Raw genomic sequence first — 19525 nt, forward strand, 5'->3', positions numbered from 1 at the left:
AAGGCAAGAGGCGCTTGCATGGCCGTGCCGCAGCGGCAAAAGAGAATGCCATGACCGACGCGACGCTGACCCGCTTCCGCCAGAGCATCGACAATATCGATGCGGCGCTCGTCTTCATGCTCGCCGAGCGGTTCAAGGTGACGCAGGCCGTCGGGCGCTACAAGGCCGAAGCCGGGCTGCCCCCGGCCGATCCGGGCCGCGAGGAGGCGCAGATCGCGCGGCTGCGCGGGCTGGCCCAGACCGCGGATCTCGACCCCGAATTTTCCGAGAAGTTCCTGCGTTTCATCATCGACGAGGTGATCCGCCACCATCGCCAGGCGCAGGAAGCCGAGAGCGATACCGGAACCCCCGGGGCCTGACTCCGTTGCTGGGCGTGAAACCCGAGGGGGCAAACGCTTGAGCGACGATTATCTGATCTTCCGGCCCGACGATGTCGACCTCAGCCGCTCGCCGCTGCGGGCCGGTGTCGACGACGGCACGTACGTGCTCGGCGCGTTCAACCCCGGATTCGCACGGCTGCCCAACGGCAATCTGCTGCTGATGGTGCGCGTTGCGGAAGCACTGCGCGATCCGGTGGTGGAGGGCCATGCGCGAGCGATTCGCTGGACGCCGTCGGGCTATGTGCTCGATGCCCATGCCGTAGCCGGGCTCGACATGGCCGATCCGCGCCAGTTCGCGCTCAAGGATCGCACCCCCCGGCTGCTCGGGCTCACCTCGCTGTCCTGGCTGCTTCCGGTGGAGCTGGATGCCGATGCCCGCACGGTGGTGGCCGCGCATTACGACAAGGCGATCGCGCCCTCGGCCTCCTATCTCGATTACGGCGTCGAGGATGCGCGGATCAGTTTGATCGACGGCACCTATTGGATGACCGTGTGCGGCGTCTCGGCGGAGCGGCACTGCACCGCGATGTATCGCTCCACCAACGGCCTCGACTGGGAGCTGCTCGGGGTGGTGCTCGACCACCAGAACAAGGACATGCTGCTGTTCGAGGGGCGGATCGGCGGGTTCTTCCACGCGCTCACCCGGCCGCTGGGCGAGGTGTATTTCGCCTATCCGGACGACTCTCCCTGGCTGGGCGGCCCCTCGATCAACCTCGCCCGCTCGCCCGACGGGCTGCACTGGAAGCCGCTCGACCGGCCGGGCATCCGCGCGCGCAAGGGCTCGACCTCGAACCAGCGGATCGGCGGCGGCAGCCAGCCGGTGCTGACCGATGCGGGCTGGCTGCTGATCTACCACGGTGTCGAGAAGCGCGATTCCGTCGGCATCTACCGCAGCTTCTGGGCGCTGCTCGACCGCGACGATCCCAGCGTGATCCTGCGGCAGGAAGACACGGTGCCGCTGCTGGAGGCCAGTCCGGCGCTGACCGCGGACATCGCGCACCAGCTGTATCTGCCGACGCCGGTGGTGTTCACCACCGGGCTGGTCGATGCCGGCGACCGCTACATCGTCGCGAGCGGCGAGGCGGATCTGGCCTGCCGGATCACGCATATCCCGAAGGCGCGATTCCGGTGAGCCTCCCTGCCTTCCACCGTGCCCCTGCGAAAGCAGGGGCACGAGCTACAGGACTCCCCCAATGACCGAACCGCTGTGGTGGCAAAAGGGCGTGATCTACCAGGTCTATCCGCGTTCGTTCGCCGACTCGAACGGCGACGGCATCGGTGACCTGGCGGGTATCACCGCGCGGCTCGACTATCTGGTCGATCTCGGCGTCGACGCGGTATGGCTGTCGCCGATCTTCCCCTCGCCCATGGCCGATTTCGGCTATGACGTGGCGGACTATTGCGGGATCGATCCGCGCTTCGGCACCCTCGCCGACTTCGATCGCCTACGCGACGCCGCGCACGCCCGCGGCCTCAAGCTGCTGCTCGACTTCGTCCCCAACCACAGCTCGAGCGAACACCCCTGGTTCCTGGAGAGCAAGTCCGCGCGCACCAGCCCCAAGCGTGACTGGTATATCTGGCGCGACCCCGCCCCCGACGGCGGCCCGCCCAACAACTGGCAGAGCTATTTCGGCGGCAGCGCCTGGGAGTGGGACGATGCCACCGGCCAATATTATCTCCACCAGTTCCTGAAAGAGCAGCCCGAGCTCAACTGGCGCAACCCGGCGCTGCGCGCGGCGATGCTCAACGCGATGCGCTTCTGGTTCGATCGCGGCGTCGACGGCTTTCGCATCGACGTATTGTGGCTGGCGATCAAGCACCCCGACTTCCCCGACAACCCCGCCAACCCGGACTGGCGCGAAGGCATGCAGGACATCGAGCGGCTGCTGCCGGTTCATTCCGCCGACCAGCCCGAGATGATGGAGATCATCGCGGCGATGCGCGACGTGGCGGAAGCCTATCCCGAGCGGGTGCTGATCGGCGAGATCTACCTGCCGATCCCGCGCCTCGTCGCCTATTATGGCGAAGGCGGGAACGGCGTGCACTTGCCCTTCAACTTCCACCTGCTCGACGCCCGCTGGGATGCCGCGGCGCTCGCCGCACTGATCAGCGACTATGAAGGCGCGCTCCCGGTCGATGGCTGGCCCAACTGGGTGCTCGGCAACCACGACAAGCCGCGCGTCGCCTCGCGGGTGGGTCCCGAGCAGGCGGCGGTGGCGATGCTGCTGCTGCTCACCCTGCGCGGTACGCCGACGCTCTACCAGGGCGACGAACTCGGCATGCCCAATGTCGCCATCCCGCCCGACCGCGTGCGCGACCCCCAGGCCCTGCGCGAGCCGGACACCGCGTTCAATCGCGACGAAGTCCGCACACCGATGCCCTGGGATGCCAGCGCGCATGCCGGGTTCAGCACGGTCGAGCCCTGGCTGCCGCTCAACCCCGATTGGGCGGAGCGCAACGTGATGGCGCAGCGCGACGCGCCGGACTCGATGCTGACCTACACCCGCGCGCTGCTCCAGCTGCGGCGGGCACATCCGGCGCTGTCGATGGGGAGCTGGCATTCGGTGTCGAGCGATGGCGCCGTGCTGGCGTATGAACGCCGGCATGGCGACGCGCGCGTGCTGATCGCGCTCAACCTGTCCGATGCGCCGCAGACATTGACGTTGCCGGAATGGGCCATGGCACTGACGCCCGCGCTCACCACGCCCGGTCACGACTTCCGCGTGGAGGGTACGACCCTCCCCCTCGCCCCGAACCAAGGCATCCTGCTCGCATGATCATCCTCCCCGCGCCCCTGCGAAAGCAGGGGCCCAGAGCACCAAGCGATTCGCGCTCCTACCCTGGGCCCCTGCTTTCGCAGGGGTACGGGCGGGAAAGGGGCACCCCCGCATGAAGATCGCCATGCTCGCGCCGATCGCCTGGCGCACCCCGCCGCGGCATTACGGGCCCTGGGAGCTGGTGACGAGCCTGCTCACCGAAGCGCTGGTCGCCCGGGGCATCGACGTCACGCTGTTCGCCACGCAGGATTCCGTCACCACCGCGCGCCTCGCCGGGGTTGTGCCGCGCGGCTACGAGGAAGATCCGGCGATCGACGCAAAGGTGTGGGAATATGCCCATCAGTCGCACCTCTTCGCCCGGGCGGGCGAGTTCGACCTGATCCACAACCAGGCCGATTTCCCCGCGCACGCCTATGCGCCGCTGGTCGACACGCCGATGGTGACGACGATCCACGGCTTCTCCTCCGAACGCATCCTGCCGATGTACAAGCCGTTCGAGGAGCGCGTGCACTATGTCGCGATCTCGGATGCCGATCGGCACCCGGCGCTGCGCTATGCCGCGACCATCCACCACGGCATCCGGCTCGACGAATTCGCCTTCGACGCCGAGGGCAGCGACGACCTGCTGTTCTTCGGCCGCATGCACCCCGACAAGGGCGCGGCCGAAGCGATCGCCGTCGCCCGGGCGACCGGCCGCCGGCTCGATCTCTACGGCATCGTCCAGGACCAGGGCTATTTCGAGCGGGACGTGCAGCCGCACCTCAACGACCGCATCGTCTATCACGGCCCCGTCGGCGGCGAGGAACGCCTCCGCGCGCTCGGCAGCGCCCGCGCGCTTCTCCACCTGATCAACTTCGACGAGCCCTTCGGCCTGTCGGTGATCGAGGCGATGGCGTGCGGCACGCCGGTGATCGCGATTCGCCGCGGATCGATGCCGGAGCTGATCGACGACGGCGCGACCGGCATCCTGGTCCGCTCGGCAGACGAGGCGGTGGCCGCCGTCGACCGCGTCGGAGCCATCGACCGCGCCGCCTGTCGTGCGGCCGTCGAAGCGCGATTTTCGGTGGGGGCGATGGCGGATGCCTATATCGCGCTCTATCACCGCATCCTGGACGGCGACGCCTAGGGTACGCCTAGCGCACCCCGAGCAGGGTCAGCGCGCGCGCCAGATCGGCCTGACGGAAGGGCTTGGGAAGATGTGCATAGTCCCGCCCCAGCCCCTCCACATCGGCATAACCCGATACGATCAGCGTCGGCACGTCGCCGAGCCGCGCCCGGACCTCCCGGGCCAGTTCGGTGCCGGTCATCCCCGGCATCAGATGGTCGGTCAGCAGCAGATCGGGCACGAAGCCCTTGTCCAGCATCCGTAACGCCGCCTCGGCGGAATCGGCGGTCTGCACCTGATATCCCAACGCCTGCAGCATCTCGGCGGCGGTACCGCGCACGATGTCCTCGTCATCGACCAGCAGCACGGTGCCGACGCCGTCGTGCGGCTCGTGCCGCTGCGGTGCCTCGACCGCAGCGACGGTATCGGCGCTGACCGGCAACCAAAGCTCGACCACGGTACCGCGGCCGGGCGTGCTTTCCAGCCCCATCGTACCGCCGAGCTGGCTCGCCAGGCCGTGCACCATCGACAGGCCAAGACCGGTCCCGCGCCCCACGCCCTTGGTCGAGAAGAAGGGCTCGATCGCACGGGCGAGCGTCGGCGCGTCCATGCCGTGGCCGATATCGCAGACCGCAAGCCGCACATAACGCCCCGCGCCCAGTGCACTCGGCGCCTCGGCGGCGGCACCGATACCCAAGCGGATGTCGAGCGCACCCCCGTCGGGCATCGCGTCGCGCGCGTTTACCACGAGATTGAGCAGCGCCATCTCCAGCTGGTTCGCATCGGCATGGGCCGGCGGCAGGGTATCGGGCTTGGCGATCGACAGCGCGATCTTCGGCCCCAGCGTGCTGGCGAGCAGCGGAACCATGCCGTCGACCAGCGCGATCATGTCCACCGGCGCCGGTTGCAGCGGCTGGCGGCGGGCAAAGGCGAGCAGGCGCTGTACCAGCGTGCTCGCCCGCTCCGCCGACCGCATCGCACCGTCTACCAGCCGGTGAAGCATCGGATCGTCGCCGCGCTTGCGCAGGATCAGGTCGAGGCTGCCGACGATCGGCGTGAGCAGATTGTTGAAGTCGTGCGCCACGCCGCCGGTCAGCTGGCCCATCGCCTCCATCTTCTGGCTCTGGCGCAGCGCCGCTTCGGTCTCGTGCAGCGCGGCGGTGCGTTCCTCGACGCGGCGCTCCAGCGTCTCGTTGGCGGCGCGGACGTCGGCGAGCAGCCGGGCATTGTCGATCGCGACCGCGGCCTGGGCGGCAAGGCTGCGGGCCAGCGCCTCGTGCCGGGCGGTGAAGCGGCCGGGCTGGGCATGGCCGAACAGCAGCCCCCCCAGCACCGATCGGTCGCGTGACACGACCGGCACGCCCAGATAGCTGGCGATCAGGGGATGTCCGTCCGGCATCCCGTGATGCGGTGCGAATTGCCCATAGGCCGGCTCGCGCGTCACATCGTCCGAGCGGATCACCACGTTGCGGAAGATGGGATCCATGATCCCCGTCGCCCGCGGCCGGCCCAGTCCCTCGAAGCGGCGGCGCTCCTCTCCGGACAGGGTGAACAGGTGCAACCGCTCGCCGCTCTCGTCCATCACATTGTGGAAGAAGGCGCCGACGCTCGCACCCGTCAGCTCGACGCCGGCGTCGGTGAGCATCTGCACCAGCCGCTCGAGGTCGTGCTCCGCCGACAGCGCCGCGCCGACGCGGTTGAGCGTTTCAAGCGCATGCTGGGCGTTGCGCTCCTCGCTCACATCTTCGCAGGAGATGGCGATCTGATGGATCGTCCCTTGCCAGTCATGGACCGGTACCCAGTTCTGCCGCCAGGTGGAGGTGCCCTCGGGCCGGCCGCGGGTGGGCCCGGTGATCTCGATGCCGAGCAGCGCCTCCCCCGCGAGCACCCGGTACAGCGCGGCCACGACCTGATCGGTCAGCTCGGGCACGATCTCGCTGACATGGCGACCGATATGGTACGCCACGGGAAAGCCGTTCCATTCCGCCAGCTGCCGGTTGACCCGCACATAGCGCAGATCGGCATCGAGCACCGCCAGCCCGACCGGCGAATTGTCGTACATGACCGCGAGCTCGTCCGCCTGCTGGCGGGCGAGCGATTCGCTGGCGCGCAGCGCCACCTCGCTGTCGCGCAGCCGCTGCTCGGTCTTCACCCGCTCGCTGGTTTCCGAGACGACGGACATCACCCCGCCGACCGCGCCCGCCGCATCGAACACGGGGGATAGCGAAATGTCGAAATGCACGATTTCGCCATAGCCGTGCCGTTCGGTGTAGAACCGGCGATCATGCGCGGAGAGCGTCTTGCCCGTTTCGCGGACATAGTGGAGCATCGGCCCAAGATCGTCCCAGGTTTCTGCCCAATGCTCCCGGGCGATACTTCCCTGCGCCTGCGGGTGCTTGTTGCCGATCGTCTGGGCGTAGGCTGGATTGTAGACCGCGATATAGTCCGGCCCCCAGAACAGCGCGATCTGGGCATGCGACGGCAGGATCAGCGCCAGCGCGTTGCGCAAGCTCAAGTCCCAGGTCTCGGGGGCGCCCAGCGGCGAACCGGACCAGTCGCGTGACGCGATCAGCCGGTCCATCGGGGTGCGACCGCCCGCGTCGACGATGCCCGGAGGCGTGCTCATCCCTCCGCCGGAACGATCGGGTTGATGTCGCGACGGGGCCCCGACGTGCGCCGGTCGAGCGCCGCGCGGATACGATCCGCCAGCTGCTCGCGGCGATAGGGCTTGCCGATCACGTCGAGATTCGAGCCGCGCGGAATGTCGGCGACCAGATCCTCGTTATAGCCGGTGGTCATCAGCACCGGCGTGTCCGGATGGATCGCGCGGAACTGCTCGACCAGCTCAAGCCCGCTCATGCCGCCAGGCATGACGATATCGGTGAAGAGAAGGTCGATCTTCTCCGTCTTGAGCCGTTCCAGCGCCTCTTCGCCGCTCGACGCGAGCACGACGCGATAGCCGAGCGCGGCGATCTGCTCCTGCGCCAGCGCGCGGACGTCGTCGCTGTCCTCGACCAGAAGGATCGTCTCGCTGCCGCCGGTCGCGCCCGCGCCGGGCTCGTGCTTCGGCGCAGGGGAAGACGGCGCCGTCCCGCCCATCGCATTGGCGACCGGAAACAACATGCGAATCTCGGTGCCCTCGCCGGGCGCGCTGTCGATTTCCAACCGTCCCAGCGATTGCTGGACGAACCCATGCACCATCGCCAGACCCAGGCCGGTGCCGCGTTCGGCGCCCTTGGTGGTGAAGAAGGGCTCGATCGCGCGGCGGCGCACATCCTCGGTCATGCCGGTGCCTTCGTCGCGGATCGTGAGGACCACATAGTCGCCCTCCGGCAGCTGGTGCATCGGCGCATCGCCGTTGAGCTTCCAGAGCCGCGTCCCGATCGTGACGGTGCCGCCCCTGGGCATGGCGTCGCGCGCGTTGAGCAATACGTTGAGTATCGCCATCTCGACATGGGTAGGATCGATCTGCACCGCCGGCAACCGCCGCTCGAGCGCGGTGACCAGCCGGATCTGCGCGCCGACGGTGTTGTCGAGTAGGTCGCCGAAATCGTTGATCAGTTGATTCATGTCGACGGTCTTGGGCTCGAGCCGCGTCTTGCGCGCGAAGGCGAGCAGCTGGCGGGTCAGCTTCGATCCGCGATCGGCGGCACGGGCGGCGTTGTTGAGCAGACGCTGGTGCCGCTCGTCCGCCACCTGGGTCGCGACGATGTCGATATTGCCCGACACGACCTGAAGCAGATTGTTGAAGTCGTGCGCCAGGCCGGCGGTGAGCTGGCCGATCGCCTCCATCTTCTGCGCCTGACGAAAGGCCTGTTCGGATTGGCGCCGCCGCGTCACGTCCAGCTGACTTGCGAAGAAATAGAGCAGCTCGCCCTCCTCGCTGAGGACGGGAGCGATGAACACCGCATTCCAGAAGGAGGAGCCGTCGCGGCGATAGTTGATCAGTTCAAGCGCAATAGCTTCCTTGCGCGCAACCGCCTCGCGCAGTTCCGCGACGGCATCCCGATCTGTCTCCGCGCCCTGCAGGAAGCGGCAGTTGCGACCGAGGATCTCATGTTCCTCGTAGCCAGTGAGATCGAGGAACGCCTTGTTGGCGAAGACGATCGGATTGTCGTCCTGTCGCGGATCCGTAAGGATCATCGGCATCCGCGTCATCTGCAACGCTGCGAAGAATACCGTGCTGCGGTCGCCCAGGCCGGGAGTCCCGATGATCGACCGCTTCCAATGATGCGTGGGATGATTGCCCGTCGGGCTGTAGGAGGTCGAATCGTTCAAATCGCCGGCAGGCTCTCCGGTCGCGGCGGGCTTATGCTCGTCGTCATTCTGCACGCGTCTGGCTTCCTCGTGATCACAGCAACCCGCCAGAAAAATGCGCGAAACGCCGTTTCGGTTTCGAACCTTTTGGAAGCATAGGGAATTGTCAGCTGTGCCGCCAGTCCAGCCGCGACCAGCCGCGCGTCTGCGCCAGCTTCGCCAGCGGCCCGTGCGCGTTGACCGCGAACGCTTCATCGGCCCAGCCAAGCAGCGGCGCATCGGAAACATGGTCTGAATAGGCACGAACATGACAGTTCGCCCGGAGGAGGCCCTGCGCCGCCAGCCAATTTTCGATCATATGGAGCTTTACGGGCCCGTAACAGTTCTCGCCCTCGAGTTCGGAGAGAATATGCCCCTGCCCGTCCCGCTTCGCATTGGTGCCGATCACGTCGTCGAAGCCCAGCCGCTTGCCGATAGCCTCGGCATAATAGCGATGCGACGCGGTTGCCATCACCAGTCGGTAGCCGGCGGCGCGATCCGCCTCGATCTGCGCGCGGGCACCCTGCAGCACGCCTTTCTTCAGTTCAAGCTCGGCAAACGCTTCCGCCACCGCCGTCATCTCGGCCGGGGGCAGGGCGCGCCCGAGCAGCAACCGGTGCGACAGGCGCTTGAGGCCCGCCCGGTCGATCCGACGGGCAAGATAGGCGAGCCCGCCGAGCCCCACCACCGGGAACAGCGCAAGCCGCCATGGCGCGCGCGTGCTGGCGACGTGCAGCAGGAACCGCGTCCATGTCGGTTTCGCGGTGATGGTCTTGTCCATGTCGTAGATGGCGAGGCGTTGCATTGCGCTCTCTAGCCACGGAGGAACTTGCCGTTCCAGCCAGAATCGCGGAAAGGGGGTTCCGATGAGGGCACCCGCCGACTTTGAACGGTCCGACAGCAACGGCGAGGCGGTGCTCCGCTTCTCCGGCAACCTTTCGCTCGCCTGCCTGGGCGACCTGGCCGATCGGCTGGAAACCCTTGAGGGCCCCGTGGCCCGACTCGATCTCAGCGAAGTCGGGCGGATGGACACGGTCGGTGCATGGGTGGTCCATCGCTTCGCGCGCGACCGCGGTGCGACGATCGACGGCCTGAACGCCGACGAGCAGCATCTGCTCGAGCAGGTGGTCGCCGCCGAACATCCCATTCAGCTGCCGCCGCCGCCGCCGGGATCCTTCACCTTCGCGCTGAACGAAATCGGCGCAGCCGTCGTCAATTCGGGCCGGACCCTGTATGGCCTGCTCGGCTTCATGGGCGCGACCGTCCTCGCCCTGTGGCACGTCATCACCCATCCCCGCCGCTTCCGCTTCAACGCGACCGTGCAGCGATTCGAAGTCGTGGGCGTCGGCGCGCTCGCGATCATCGGGCTGATGAGCTTTCTGATCGGCATCGTCATCGCCCAGCAGGGATCGGTGCAGCTGCGCCAGTTCGGCGCGGAGATCTACACGATCAATCTGCTCGGCCGCATCACCTTGCGCGAACTCGGCATCCTGATGACCGCGATCATGATCGCCGGGCGTTCCGGATCCGCCTTCGCCGCACAGATCGGCACGATGAAGCTGACCGAGGAAATCGATGCGATGCGCACGATCGGCGTGTCGCCGATGGAGGCGCTAGTGCTGCCGCGCGTCTTCGCCGTGGTCTTCATGCTGCCGCTACTCGGCTTTTATTCGTCAATCATCTCGATCATGGGCGGCGGACTGCTCTGCTGGGTGGATCTCGGCATTCCGCCGATCACGTTCATCCAACGCGTTCGAGAGGTTGTGCCGCTGACCGACCTGTGGGTCGGCCTGGTCAAGGCACCGGTGTTCGGCGCGATCATCGCGATCGCCGGCTGCTTCCACGGCATGCAGGTGGAAGGCGATGCCGAGCAGGTCGGCCAGCGCACCACCACCGCGGTCGTCCAGGCGATCTTCCTGGTGATCGTGCTCGACGCTTTCTTCGCGGTGTTCTTCACCAATGTTGGCTGGATATGAGCGACAACACCAGCACCACCGAGGACCGTGAAACGATCATCCGCGTCCGCGGCCTGCGCAACGGCTTCGGCGATCAGATCGTTCATGACAATCTAGACCTCGACGTGCATCGCGGCGAGATACTCGGCGTGGTCGGCGGATCGGGCACCGGCAAGTCTGTGCTGATGCGCTCGATCATCGGGCTGCAGATGCCGCTCGACGGCACCGTCGACGTGTTCGACGAGAACACGATCGGCCGCGAGGAGACCGAAGCGGTCGATATCCGCAAGCGCTGGGGCATCCTGTTCCAGGGCGGCGCGCTGTTCTCCACGCTGACCGTGTCCGAGAACGTCCAGGTGCCGCTCAAGGAATATTATCCGGGCCTGGATCAGGCGCTGCTCGAGGAAATCGCTGCCTACAAGGTTGTGATGACCGGGCTGCCGCCGGAGGCCGGCCCCAAATATCCCGCAGAGCTGTCGGGCGGCATGAAGAAGCGGGCCGGGCTTGCCCGGGCGCTGGCGCTGGACCCGGAGCTCCTGTTTCTCGACGAGCCCACCGCGGGGCTGGATCCGATCGGCGCGGCCGCGTTCGATGAGCTGACCGCCTCGCTCCAGAAGACGCTGGGCCTGACCGTGTTCCTGATCACCCATGATCTCGACACACTCTACGCCATTTGCGATCGCGTCGCGGTGCTGGCCGACAAGCGGGTGATCGCCGTGGGCACGATTCCCGAGCTGCTGGCGTTGGACCATCCGTGGATCCAGGAATATTTCAATGGACCGCGCGGCCGCGCTGCGGTCGCGGGCCCGAACCGGCGCGTGCACGAGGATAAGAGGGGCTGATGGAAACGCGTTCCAATCATGTGCTGGTCGGCGCCGTGGTGCTGATCCTGCTGGCGGTGCTCGCGCTGTTCATCGTCTGGCTGTCGCGGCTGGGCGGCGGGGACGAGCGCCAGTACGACATCTTCTTCAAACAGTCGGTGGACGGCCTCAGCCCCGGCTCCTCGGTAAGCTTCTCGGGCGTGCCCGCCGGGCAGGTGAAGGAAATCCAGTTCTGGCGGCCGGATCCCAGCCTGGTGCGCGTGCGCATCAGCGTGCGGCCCGACGTGCCGATCCTCGAAGGCACCAACGCGACCATCCAGGGCAGCTTCACCGGGCCGAGCACTGTGCAGCTCGACGGCGCCGTGAAGGGGCAGCCGCCGATCGAATGCCCCAAGGACAATCCCCGCGCCGCATGCCCGCTGGGCGTGCCGGTAATCCCGACCAAGCAGGGCGGCCTTGGCGCGCTGCTTAGCTCGGCGCCGAAGCTGCTGGAGCGGTTGACCACGCTCACCGAGCGCGTGTCCGACCTGCTGGACGAGAAGAACCAGGCGTCGATCTCGGGCATCCTCGCCAACACCAACCGCCTGACCAAGTCGCTGGCGGATCGCGGACCGGAAATCGCCGCCACGCTGGCCGAAACGCGGGTCGCCATCCAGCAGGCCGGCGCCGCCGCGCAGCAGATCGGCCAGCTCGCCGCCACTACCAATGGCATGATGGCTAGCGACATCAAGCCGACCATTGCCAATTTGAACGCCACCATCACCTCGGCGCGCAAGAGCGTCGAGACGCTGGATGCGACGATCGGCGATGCCCGGCCGGGAATCCAGGCCTTCTCGAACAAGACGATGCCCGAGGTCGGCCAGCTCGTGCAGGATCTGCGCGAGATGTCGCTGGCGCTCACCAATGTTGCGCACAAGCTTGATCAGGGCGGAGCCTCCAGCCTGATCGGGGCGCCTGCGCTGCCCACCTACAAGCCGAAGAAGTGAGGTTCCGGATGAACAAATCTGTCATCGCAGCGCTGCTCGCCGCCGTGCCGCTGTCCGGATGCATCTCTTTCGCGGCCAAGCCGCCCGCCTCGCTGTTGACGCTGCAGCCGACGGCGGTGCTGCCGGCGGGTACGGTGCAGGAATCCGGCACGGTGAAGGCTGTGACCATCGGTCCGGTGAACGCGCCGCAGGAACTGGCCACCACCCGCGTGCCGGTGCATTCCGGCCCGGGCGGCACCACCATTGCCTATGTGAAGAATGCCCAATGGGTGGAAGGTCCCGCCAGCCTGTTCGGCCGGCTGCTCGCCGATACCGTCGCCGCGCGCACCGGCCGCATCGTGCTCAGCCGCCGCCAGTCACTGAGCACGCCCAGCGCCAGCCTGGGCGGCGACGTCCGCAGCTTCGGCGTCGATGCAAGCAAGATGGAAGCTGTGGTGGTGTTCGACGCCTCGCTCGGCCGCGAGGGCACCCAGGCGTTCGAGCGCCGCCGCTTCGAGGCGCACGTGCCGATCACCGCGGTCACCACCGCAGCCATCGGCCCCGCGCTCAACCAGGCCGCCAACCAGGTCGCCGCCGAAGTCGCCGACTGGGTCGGCAAGTAAGCGATCAGGGCCGGCGGCGGATCGCTGCCGGTAGGTCGCAGACGTTGAGCCCCGTCGCCACGGTCGGCGGGGCGGGGTTCTCGCGCAGCGCCAGCATCGCGGCATAGCGCGGGTTGTCGGTCGCGCGGACCTGGAAGTGCGGCCGCTCGTCGGGGGGCAGCTGGCTGGCGAGCCGCACCCATGCGATGCCGGTACGCTCGGCTTCGGTCGCATAGACGCCCATCGCCGCATCGCTGCGCGGCAGCGCCGAGAGATACTGCATCCCCTCGATGATCCGCCCCACCACCGTGTAGTTGCGGTCGAGCCGCCGCGCCGACTGGCCGATTGGGGTGAACAGCTCCGATCCACTGCCGGTATCGGGCAGCGCATCGCGCGCCACGCCGACCATGCCGTAGCAATGGGTGAGCCATGCGGCCCTGCCGTCGCTGGCGATCGGCCAGCCGTCGGCCGTGACCCCGGTCGCGCTAGCATAGGAATCGGGCTTGGCCAGGCGCTGGGCGGGAGTGAAGGCGCCGATCTCGAACTCGGCGGGCGGGCGGGTAAGAAGCTCGGGCGGCAGCGCCTTTTTCTCGGTGGGATCGCCCCATTGCGCGACCCAGTTCTCTTGCACGCGGTAGACGCTCTCCCCATCCCACCAGCGCGCGGCGGCGAGCTTGCGGATATTGGCGACATGCGCAGGCGCGAAGCGCGCGGCGAGGCGGATCGCGACCTGCTTGCCGCTGGCAAGTTGGATCAGCAGGATTTCGTCATCGGGAATGGCGTGCCAGTCCTCGGGGACGGGTTCGGCCGCCGAGGGGGCAGGGCGCGGCGGCGCGGCGGTCTGCCGGGCATTCTGGGCGGCGAGCGGCGCGGCGGTAAGGGTCGCGGCGGCGAGGACAAGCAGGGTTTTTGCCATCGGAAGAGCTTGGCATGGCAACGGGCGCTTGCCTAGGCCGCCAAGGGACGGTAGGGCACGCGCCTTCCAGGTATTCTGCGGAGCGGTGGCCGAGTGGTCGAAGGCGCTCGCCTGGAAAGTGAGTATACGGCAAAACCGTATCGAGGGTTCGAATCCCTCCCGCTCCGCCACCTGCGCCCTTTTTGGGCCTCCCCAAACCCGCTAAAAACTGCTAAAAAGCCGCAGAAATCAGCGGTTTTTTCGTTCCGCTGCGTTTCACTCGATCCGACACGATCTCACGCGAAGTGTGGGGAAAAGTGTGGGGAAGAATGAGGTGGAGGTGGCATGGGAAAGCTCACTGCGCTCAAGATCCGGTCGCTTACCGAACCCGGTCGCTATTCCGATGGGGATGGCCTGTTCCTCGAAATCAATGGCAAGGGAGCAGCCAGCTGGATCCTCCGGGTCCAGAATAATGGGAAGCGCCAGGATATCGGGCTGGGCTCCTCAAAGGCCGTTTCTCTCAAAGAGGCTCGGGAAGCTGCCTTCGCTACCCGCCAGAAGATCGCGCAGGGCATCGACCCTGTCGCTGAACGGAAGCAGGAGCGGCAGGTCATTCCGACGTTCCGACGAGCTGCCGAAATGGTCCATGAGGAACACGAGAAGGCTTGGAAGAACGGCAAGCATCAAAACCAGTGGATCGCGACGCTGAAGACCTACGCCTTCCCCAAGATGGGCGATCGGTTGGTCAGCGAGATCGAAGGGCCGCTGATCCGCGATGTGCTGGCGCCGATCTGGCTGGCGAAGCCGGAAACAGCGCGCCGCGTCCGGCAACGCATCGGCACAGTTCTCGACTGGTCCTATGCACGCGGGTTTCGCACGACCGAAGCACCGATGCGTTCGCTGTCCAAGGGGCTGCCTCGCCAGCCCAAGAAGGACAACCATTTCGCGGCTCTGCCTTATGCCTCGGTACCGGATTTCATGGAGAAGCTGGGCGCGCGTGAATCGGTGGGCCGCGTCGCGTTGGAAGCGCTGATCCTCACAGCGGCGCGATCAGGCGAAATTCGGGGAGCGACCTGGTCGGAACTCAACCTGGAAGCAGCGTTGTGGACGATCCCGGCCGAACGGATGAAAATGGGGCGAGTGCACGTCGTGCCTCTCGCACCCCAAGCAGTGGCCGTGTTCGAGCGCGCCAAGAAGTTCAAGGCTGGCGCTAGCGACTTGGTGTTCCCCGGTCAGAACGTGAAGAAGCCGCTCTCGGACATGACCCTCCTCAAGATCCTACGGGACATGGATCTCGCGGTGACCGTGCACGGGTTCCGCTCGGCATTTCGTGATTGGGTTGCGGAGCAGACCGACTATTCGGGCGAGATTGCAGAGGCGGCGCTTGCCCACACGGTCTCGAACAAGGTCGAGGCCGCCTATCGCCGGACCGACTTCCTCGACAAGCGAAGGTTCCTCATGCGTGATTGGAGTGCCTTTTGTACGAAGGCGCGCGATCGACCGATCAGCAAGCAGGTGGAAGCGGCGGAGTCTGGACGAAGTTGACGTTGACCCTTTCACGTGTGCTATACGCATAATACACATGCGGGAGGTCTCGTTTTGCGCTCTTCACTTGGGTTTTGGCTTGCTTGCCTGACCGCCGCTACGACGCTTGGCAGCCCATCGGCAATGTCGCAGCGATCCGGTTCGGAGGGCGCTGCTCCATGGCCCATCCAGGTCAGCGCGAAGGTACCATAAGCGCCAGCACTCTCACCTTTCAGATGCCGCTTGGGCATCCGGTCTGGTCCTATGCCGACGAGGCGTCCGGCCGCCTCGTCGACGTCGAGGTGGACGTACGCGCGCTGCTAAGCCTGAGCTATGCGGGATCCGCCAAATACGCGACGACGCCCACCCTCGTTGGCAAAAGACATGTCGTCGAGCAGGTAGCCCGAGGCATCATCGACCGCGAGGGTCCGAGCTTCGTTCAGCCGGTGCGCGTGACGGTGCGAGACGTTTGACCTCGGCCGCCGCGGTGCGCGAGGCGATCGAGCGATCGATCAACGGAAGTCTGGATCGTGTGTCTACAGATTGACGTCGATTGCGCCGCAGAGCGGCCGCCACGGTTCCGCCTGGCTGGCTTTATGCCCCTTCCTGCCGACGCGGCCGGCTCACCGCAGGCGGCGGAAATAGAAGTTTCTGACGAAGGGCGCGCCACCGGCGTCGGCCGCCGCCGCAGATTCCGTCATTTCCTTGCCGTCCGATGAAATTGCATACACCCGCACCGAGCCCAGCATCTTGTTCTTCGCAAGGCTCATGACCAGCACGTTGGACGCCGGCTGGTTGATCGCCGCGCTGTCCGCCTCCGAGTTGTCGCCTTCGCCTGCCGACGCCGATCCGTCGCGTGCGTAGCGCACCGCCATGTGCCGGACGCTGCCGTCCGGCGCGGTGATGTCGACGGTCGTCCGCCACTGACCGGCGCCGACATCCTCAAAGGTGTAGAGGACCCGGCGGGGCGGCGGACCATAGTTGGCAGGCATGCGGCTGAGGTCCAGCTCCCAGGTTCCCAGGAAGGGGGACCGGTTGGCGGCGGCGGGATCGTCCGGCCCCGCGATGGCCGCCCCGACGGGCATCAGTAATAAGGCTGTCGCTGAACATCGCAGGATGAAACGCAGGGCTGCGGTTCGCATGCATCGTCTCCTTGCCCCGAGGAGGCGGCGGGGGCTCCGCAGCGACGAACGCGTCGCTTCATGGCACCGCTTGTGGCCATGCGGCCACGCGCTCCGGGGCGGTGCACCCGAAGACCAACTCGAATTTCGTCGCGGTGCGACGTGCTTACCGGACCGGCGTGGGTGCCGAACCGGGCGAGAAATGCGCGTGCCAGCGCGCCACGCTGGCAATGATCGCCAGCTCGATCGCGAGCACCGCACCCTGGAGCAGCGCCTGCCGGCCATCGATGAACAACACGCTGAGGAACGTCACCAGTGTCGCCGATGCGGCCAGGCTCAGGCTGCCCCAGCGGAGTGCAGCCGCCCAATCGCGCTCCAGCACCACCCAGGCGATCCGCACATGCCCCAGCCCGATCAACAGCTGCAGCAGCGCCAGCGACGGGATCGCTGCCTGGTAGACGCCGCGCAGCAGGCTCTCCTGCAGCCCGCCGTCGATCAGCGCGCCGCCCAGCCCGTGCCGGCCGGGATAGAGATAGGGCAGCCCGAACAGAGCACAGCCGATCTGCAGCGCCGCCATCGGCAGTAGCACCCCGATCGCCACGGCATAGCTGGTGAGGACGAATTGTCCTTCCTCGGCCGCAAACAACCCGCGCCCTGCTGCCAGGAGGCAACCGAACGCGAACTGCACCGGCGCGCCTTCGGCGATCGCCGCTTCCAGCTCCGCTTCCATCGCCATGGCCCAGTCGCGCTTGCGCTCGCCGAGGCAAGCGGCCGCCAGGCGGAGCAGCGCGCGTGCGAACCATGCCTTCATGCCAGCGCTCCCTTGAACGGTTGGCCCGGCGCACTCCCCGCGAGGTCGCGCGCAAGGGCGGTACCTGCCGAGGTCAGGCGGTAGGCGTGGCGGGCGGGTCGTCCGGGCTGGGCGGGCTCGCGCCACTCGGCCTCGACGAGCCCCTGCTCGGTCATCCGCATCAGCAGCGGATACAGCGTCCCGGACAACAGGCCGGTGGCCTTCATCAGATCATAGCCATGTCGCCATTCGCCCTGCGTCTCCGAGAGCGCGTCCAGGAGGCAACACATCTGCTTCGAGGGCTTTCGATTCCGAACCATGAGATGATACCAACATATGTAGATTTAAGAGTCAAGCGCGCGCCATATTGCTCGGGTCAGCGGTCCTTGCCCGTTGCGGCCGGCGCCGCGGTCGTCCGGACAAGGCGTATCGGCGGGCCGCCTTCGACGATCGTGAAACTTGCATAGTCCGCATCGAAGGCAATCACCACGCCGAGCGCGTTGGAGAAGAACCGCGTCGGCGACAGCGCCATCAGCCGCTCCGGACTGGGCGCCCCCGCATCGGCGAACAAACCGTCCGGACGGGCTTCAAGGCGCACCGAAAGGCCGCCACCTTCGAACCGCCCCGCCGCCTTCGCCAGCACGGCAAGCGGGAGCTGCTGTTCCGGCACCGCGGGCGGCGCGATGTCCGTCCACCCATAGTCGGTCGCCACCACGCGGACGACTTCGTCGATCAGCCGCCGTCCCTGCCCGCCATTGGTGAGCGCGACAATGCCCTCGCCCTTGCCGGCATAGGCGATCATGTACGACTGGAAGCCTTCGTTGACCCCGTCATGTCCGAAGCGTTCAGGCGCGGTGGTGTAGAGCTCGACGCCCAGCCCCCAATGATCTTTGACCGGGCGCAGCATCGCCCGCGCCATCGCCGGGGACAGCCGGTGGCCCGGTCGGCCGACGGCAGACGCCTGCAGGTCGATCAGCAGGCGCGCGAGATCGCCGGCGCTCGTCCAAAGCCCGGCCGGCGCCAGCTCGGGATAGACGTGATAGTTGCCGGGCACCGGCTGGCCCGCGGCATGGCCGAAGGCGATGTTTGCGAGGAGGTCGGCGGACGGCGACTGCGCGAACGCGCTCCGCGTCATGTGCAAGGGGCCGAGGAGTTCGCGCTGCGCGAGCTCGGCAAAGGGCAGGCCGGTAACATCCTGCAGGGCGAGTTGCGTGACGACATAGCCACCGCCGGAATATTGGAATTGCGCGCCCACCGGCAGCACGCTGCGCACCGCCATGTTGTTGGCCGGCGCCGCGCCCTCCAGGATCTGCACCGTCGTCGGCAACGGCGCTCCGGGGAGATAGCCGTCGAAGCCATGCACGCTCAGCCCAGCCGTGTGGCTCAGCAGTTGTCGCAGCGTGACACCCCGTGGGGCGAGACGGGCGTCGCTGGGGAGGCGCCAGCCGCGTAAGGACAGGTTGATGTCGCTGTCGAGCGCCAGTTTGTGCTGCTCCACCAAGCGGAGGGCGATAACGGCGGTGGCAACCTTGCTGATCGACGCAGCCTGGAAGGCCGTATCCGGCGTGACGGGCGCGCAACTGGCCGTATCCCGCACGCCCCAGCCGCGGGCCCAGTCGATCCGGCCCTGGTGGATGACCGCGATGCTGATCCCCGGTACGCCATAGAGGCGCATGCGTGCCGCCAGGCTGGACGGTGCTTCCCCCGGTGCACGCACCGGCGGCGTCAGGTTGGTCTCGACGACGCGGGTATGGATGTTGCTGCGGCCACCTGCGGCGCGGTCCGGCATCGGGCAAGGCAATGGCGAGGCTTGTGCCATGGCCGGCCCTGACTGGCCCGTACCCGCCAGAAATGCGAACATCGCAGTCAGGGCGTAGATCATTGCTGCATCTCCAGCGGCGTCGATCGGCGGTACGGAGTGCCCGCCCAGAAGCTCACGCCGACCGCATCATATCAACATATGTAGACTTATTGGTCAACGCAGGGGCTTGAAAAAGGGGCGCCGGGTCGACGGGGCCAGGGCACCCAGCCGCGCGATAGCTAGCGTCTCGGCCTTCTTCAGCCCCGCCATTTGCAGAACCGCGGGCATGGGATCGAGAGGAACCTGATCTAGGTAAGTCCGTTAACGAATACGGTCTTCGAAACGGCCGAGGGAAGGATGATCAGAGGCGCAGGCACCTTAGGGTGTCGTCTGCCGCCAGGGAGACGGTAGGTTGCTTCAACGCCGCTCGGACCAGTTGCAATTCCCCGCGAACGATGTCGTGGAGCCGTTTCCGGCTGCGCGGGTCGCCTTC

At 66.9% G+C, this 19525-nt stretch carries 18 protein-coding genes and 1 tRNA gene; 11 read left to right on the forward strand and 8 right to left on the reverse strand.

The annotated features are described in order from the left end of the window. The first annotated feature begins 50 nt into the window (after window positions 1–50). From A7X12_RS11890 to A7X12_RS11905, 4 genes are all read left to right on the forward strand, one after another. The gene (locus A7X12_RS11890; protein ID WP_064311919.1) at window positions 51–359 is read left to right on the forward strand and encodes a chorismate mutase; all 309 of its coding nucleotides are present in this window, start codon (window positions 51–53) and stop codon (window positions 357–359) included. Window positions 360–396: 37 nt separating this feature from the next. Continuing rightward, window positions 397–1512, forward strand: a complete 1116-nt coding sequence (locus A7X12_RS11895; protein ID WP_064311852.1) for a glycosidase — start codon at window positions 397–399, stop codon at window positions 1510–1512. A 61-nt stretch (window positions 1513–1573) separates the two neighbouring features. Next, a complete protein-coding gene (locus A7X12_RS11900; RefSeq protein ID WP_064311853.1) occupies window positions 1574–3157 on the forward strand; it encodes an alpha-amylase family glycosyl hydrolase in 1584 nt (527 codons plus the stop codon). 112 nt (window positions 3158–3269) lie between these two features. Then, the gene (locus tag A7X12_RS11905; protein ID WP_064311854.1) at window positions 3270–4283 is read left to right on the forward strand and encodes a glycosyltransferase family 4 protein; all 1014 of its coding nucleotides are present in this window, start codon (window positions 3270–3272) and stop codon (window positions 4281–4283) included. 7 nt (window positions 4284–4290) lie between these two features. Here A7X12_RS11905 and A7X12_RS11910 read toward each other — a convergent pair whose 3' ends face one another. From A7X12_RS11910 to A7X12_RS11920, 3 genes are all read right to left on the reverse strand, one after another. Then, the gene (locus A7X12_RS11910) at window positions 4291–6888 is read right to left on the reverse strand and encodes a PAS domain-containing protein (RefSeq protein ID WP_232318484.1); all 2598 of its coding nucleotides are present in this window, start codon (window positions 6886–6888) and stop codon (window positions 4291–4293) included. Further along, on the reverse strand, window positions 6885–8594 hold the full coding sequence (locus A7X12_RS11915; protein WP_064311855.1) for a histidine kinase famiy protein: 1710 nt from the start codon (window positions 8592–8594) through the stop codon (window positions 6885–6887). Before A7X12_RS11915 ends, A7X12_RS11910 begins: the two co-directional genes overlap by 4 nt. Before the next feature lie 91 nt (window positions 8595–8685). After that, window positions 8686–9363, reverse strand: a complete 678-nt coding sequence (locus A7X12_RS11920; RefSeq protein WP_064311856.1) for an HAD family hydrolase — start codon at window positions 9361–9363, stop codon at window positions 8686–8688. A 61-nt stretch (window positions 9364–9424) separates the two neighbouring features. Here A7X12_RS11920 and A7X12_RS11925 point away from each other — a divergent pair, with 61 nt between their 5' ends. The 4 genes from A7X12_RS11925 to A7X12_RS11940 are packed head-to-tail and all read left to right on the forward strand — an operon-like array spanning window position 9425 to window position 12922. Next, entirely contained in the window at window positions 9425–10534 is a 1110-nt protein-coding gene (locus A7X12_RS11925; protein ID WP_064311857.1) for an ABC transporter permease, read from the forward strand. After that, window positions 10531–11355 carry an ABC transporter ATP-binding protein gene (locus A7X12_RS11930; RefSeq protein WP_064311858.1) on the forward strand — a complete coding sequence of 275 codons (825 nt, stop codon included), beginning with the start codon at window positions 10531–10533 and terminating at the stop codon, window positions 11353–11355. Before A7X12_RS11925 ends, A7X12_RS11930 begins: the two co-directional genes overlap by 4 nt. Then, window positions 11355–12320, forward strand: a complete 966-nt coding sequence (locus A7X12_RS11935) for an MlaD family protein (protein WP_064311859.1) — start codon at window positions 11355–11357, stop codon at window positions 12318–12320. Before A7X12_RS11930 ends, A7X12_RS11935 begins: the two co-directional genes overlap by 1 nt. 8 nt (window positions 12321–12328) lie before the next feature. Further along, on the forward strand, window positions 12329–12922 hold the full coding sequence (locus A7X12_RS11940; RefSeq protein WP_064311860.1) for an ABC-type transport auxiliary lipoprotein family protein: 594 nt from the start codon (window positions 12329–12331) through the stop codon (window positions 12920–12922). A gap of 4 nt (window positions 12923–12926) precedes the next feature. On the opposite strand, the gene A7X12_RS11945 is transcribed toward A7X12_RS11940, so the two are convergent. Further along, entirely contained in the window at window positions 12927–13817 is an 891-nt protein-coding gene (locus tag A7X12_RS11945; RefSeq protein ID WP_064311861.1) for a peptidylprolyl isomerase, read from the reverse strand. Window positions 13818–13896: 79 nt separating this feature from the next. Here A7X12_RS11945 and A7X12_RS11950 point away from each other — a divergent pair. The 3 genes from A7X12_RS11950 (at window position 13897) to A7X12_RS11960 (ending at window position 15793) form a co-directional block, all read left to right on the forward strand. Beyond that, window positions 13897–13987 (forward strand) — tRNA-Ser (locus A7X12_RS11950). 154 nt (window positions 13988–14141) lie between these two features. Further along, a complete protein-coding gene (locus A7X12_RS11955; protein ID WP_064311862.1) occupies window positions 14142–15341 on the forward strand; it encodes a tyrosine-type recombinase/integrase in 1200 nt (399 codons plus the stop codon). A gap of 158 nt (window positions 15342–15499) precedes the next feature. Continuing rightward, a complete protein-coding gene (locus A7X12_RS11960) occupies window positions 15500–15793 on the forward strand; it encodes a hypothetical protein (protein ID WP_157105582.1) in 294 nt (97 codons plus the stop codon). 150 nt (window positions 15794–15943) lie between these two features. Here the strand turns inward: A7X12_RS11960 and A7X12_RS11965 are convergent, their stop codons facing one another. The 4 genes from A7X12_RS11965 to A7X12_RS11980 form a co-directional block, all read right to left on the reverse strand. Further along, the gene (locus tag A7X12_RS11965) at window positions 15944–16462 is read right to left on the reverse strand and encodes a hypothetical protein (protein ID WP_232318485.1); all 519 of its coding nucleotides are present in this window, start codon (window positions 16460–16462) and stop codon (window positions 15944–15946) included. 145 nt (window positions 16463–16607) lie between these two features. Next, entirely contained in the window at window positions 16608–17252 is a 645-nt protein-coding gene (locus tag A7X12_RS11970; RefSeq protein WP_064311864.1) for a hypothetical protein, read from the reverse strand. Then, window positions 17249–17521 (reverse strand): PadR family transcriptional regulator, encoded by a 273-nt coding sequence (locus A7X12_RS11975; RefSeq protein ID WP_064311865.1) that lies wholly within the window; start codon window positions 17519–17521, stop codon window positions 17249–17251. The genes A7X12_RS11970 and A7X12_RS11975 overlap by 4 nt, the downstream gene beginning before the upstream one ends. An 86-nt stretch (window positions 17522–17607) precedes the next feature. Next, complete coding sequence (locus tag A7X12_RS11980) at window positions 17608–19113, reverse strand: serine hydrolase domain-containing protein (protein WP_084445389.1); 1506 nt, start codon at window positions 19111–19113, stop codon at window positions 17608–17610. Window positions 19114–19525: the final 412 nt, after the last annotated feature.

This window comes from Sphingomonas sp. TDK1 (assembly GCF_001650735.1).
Classification (GTDB): domain Bacteria; phylum Pseudomonadota; class Alphaproteobacteria; order Sphingomonadales; family Sphingomonadaceae; genus Sphingomonas.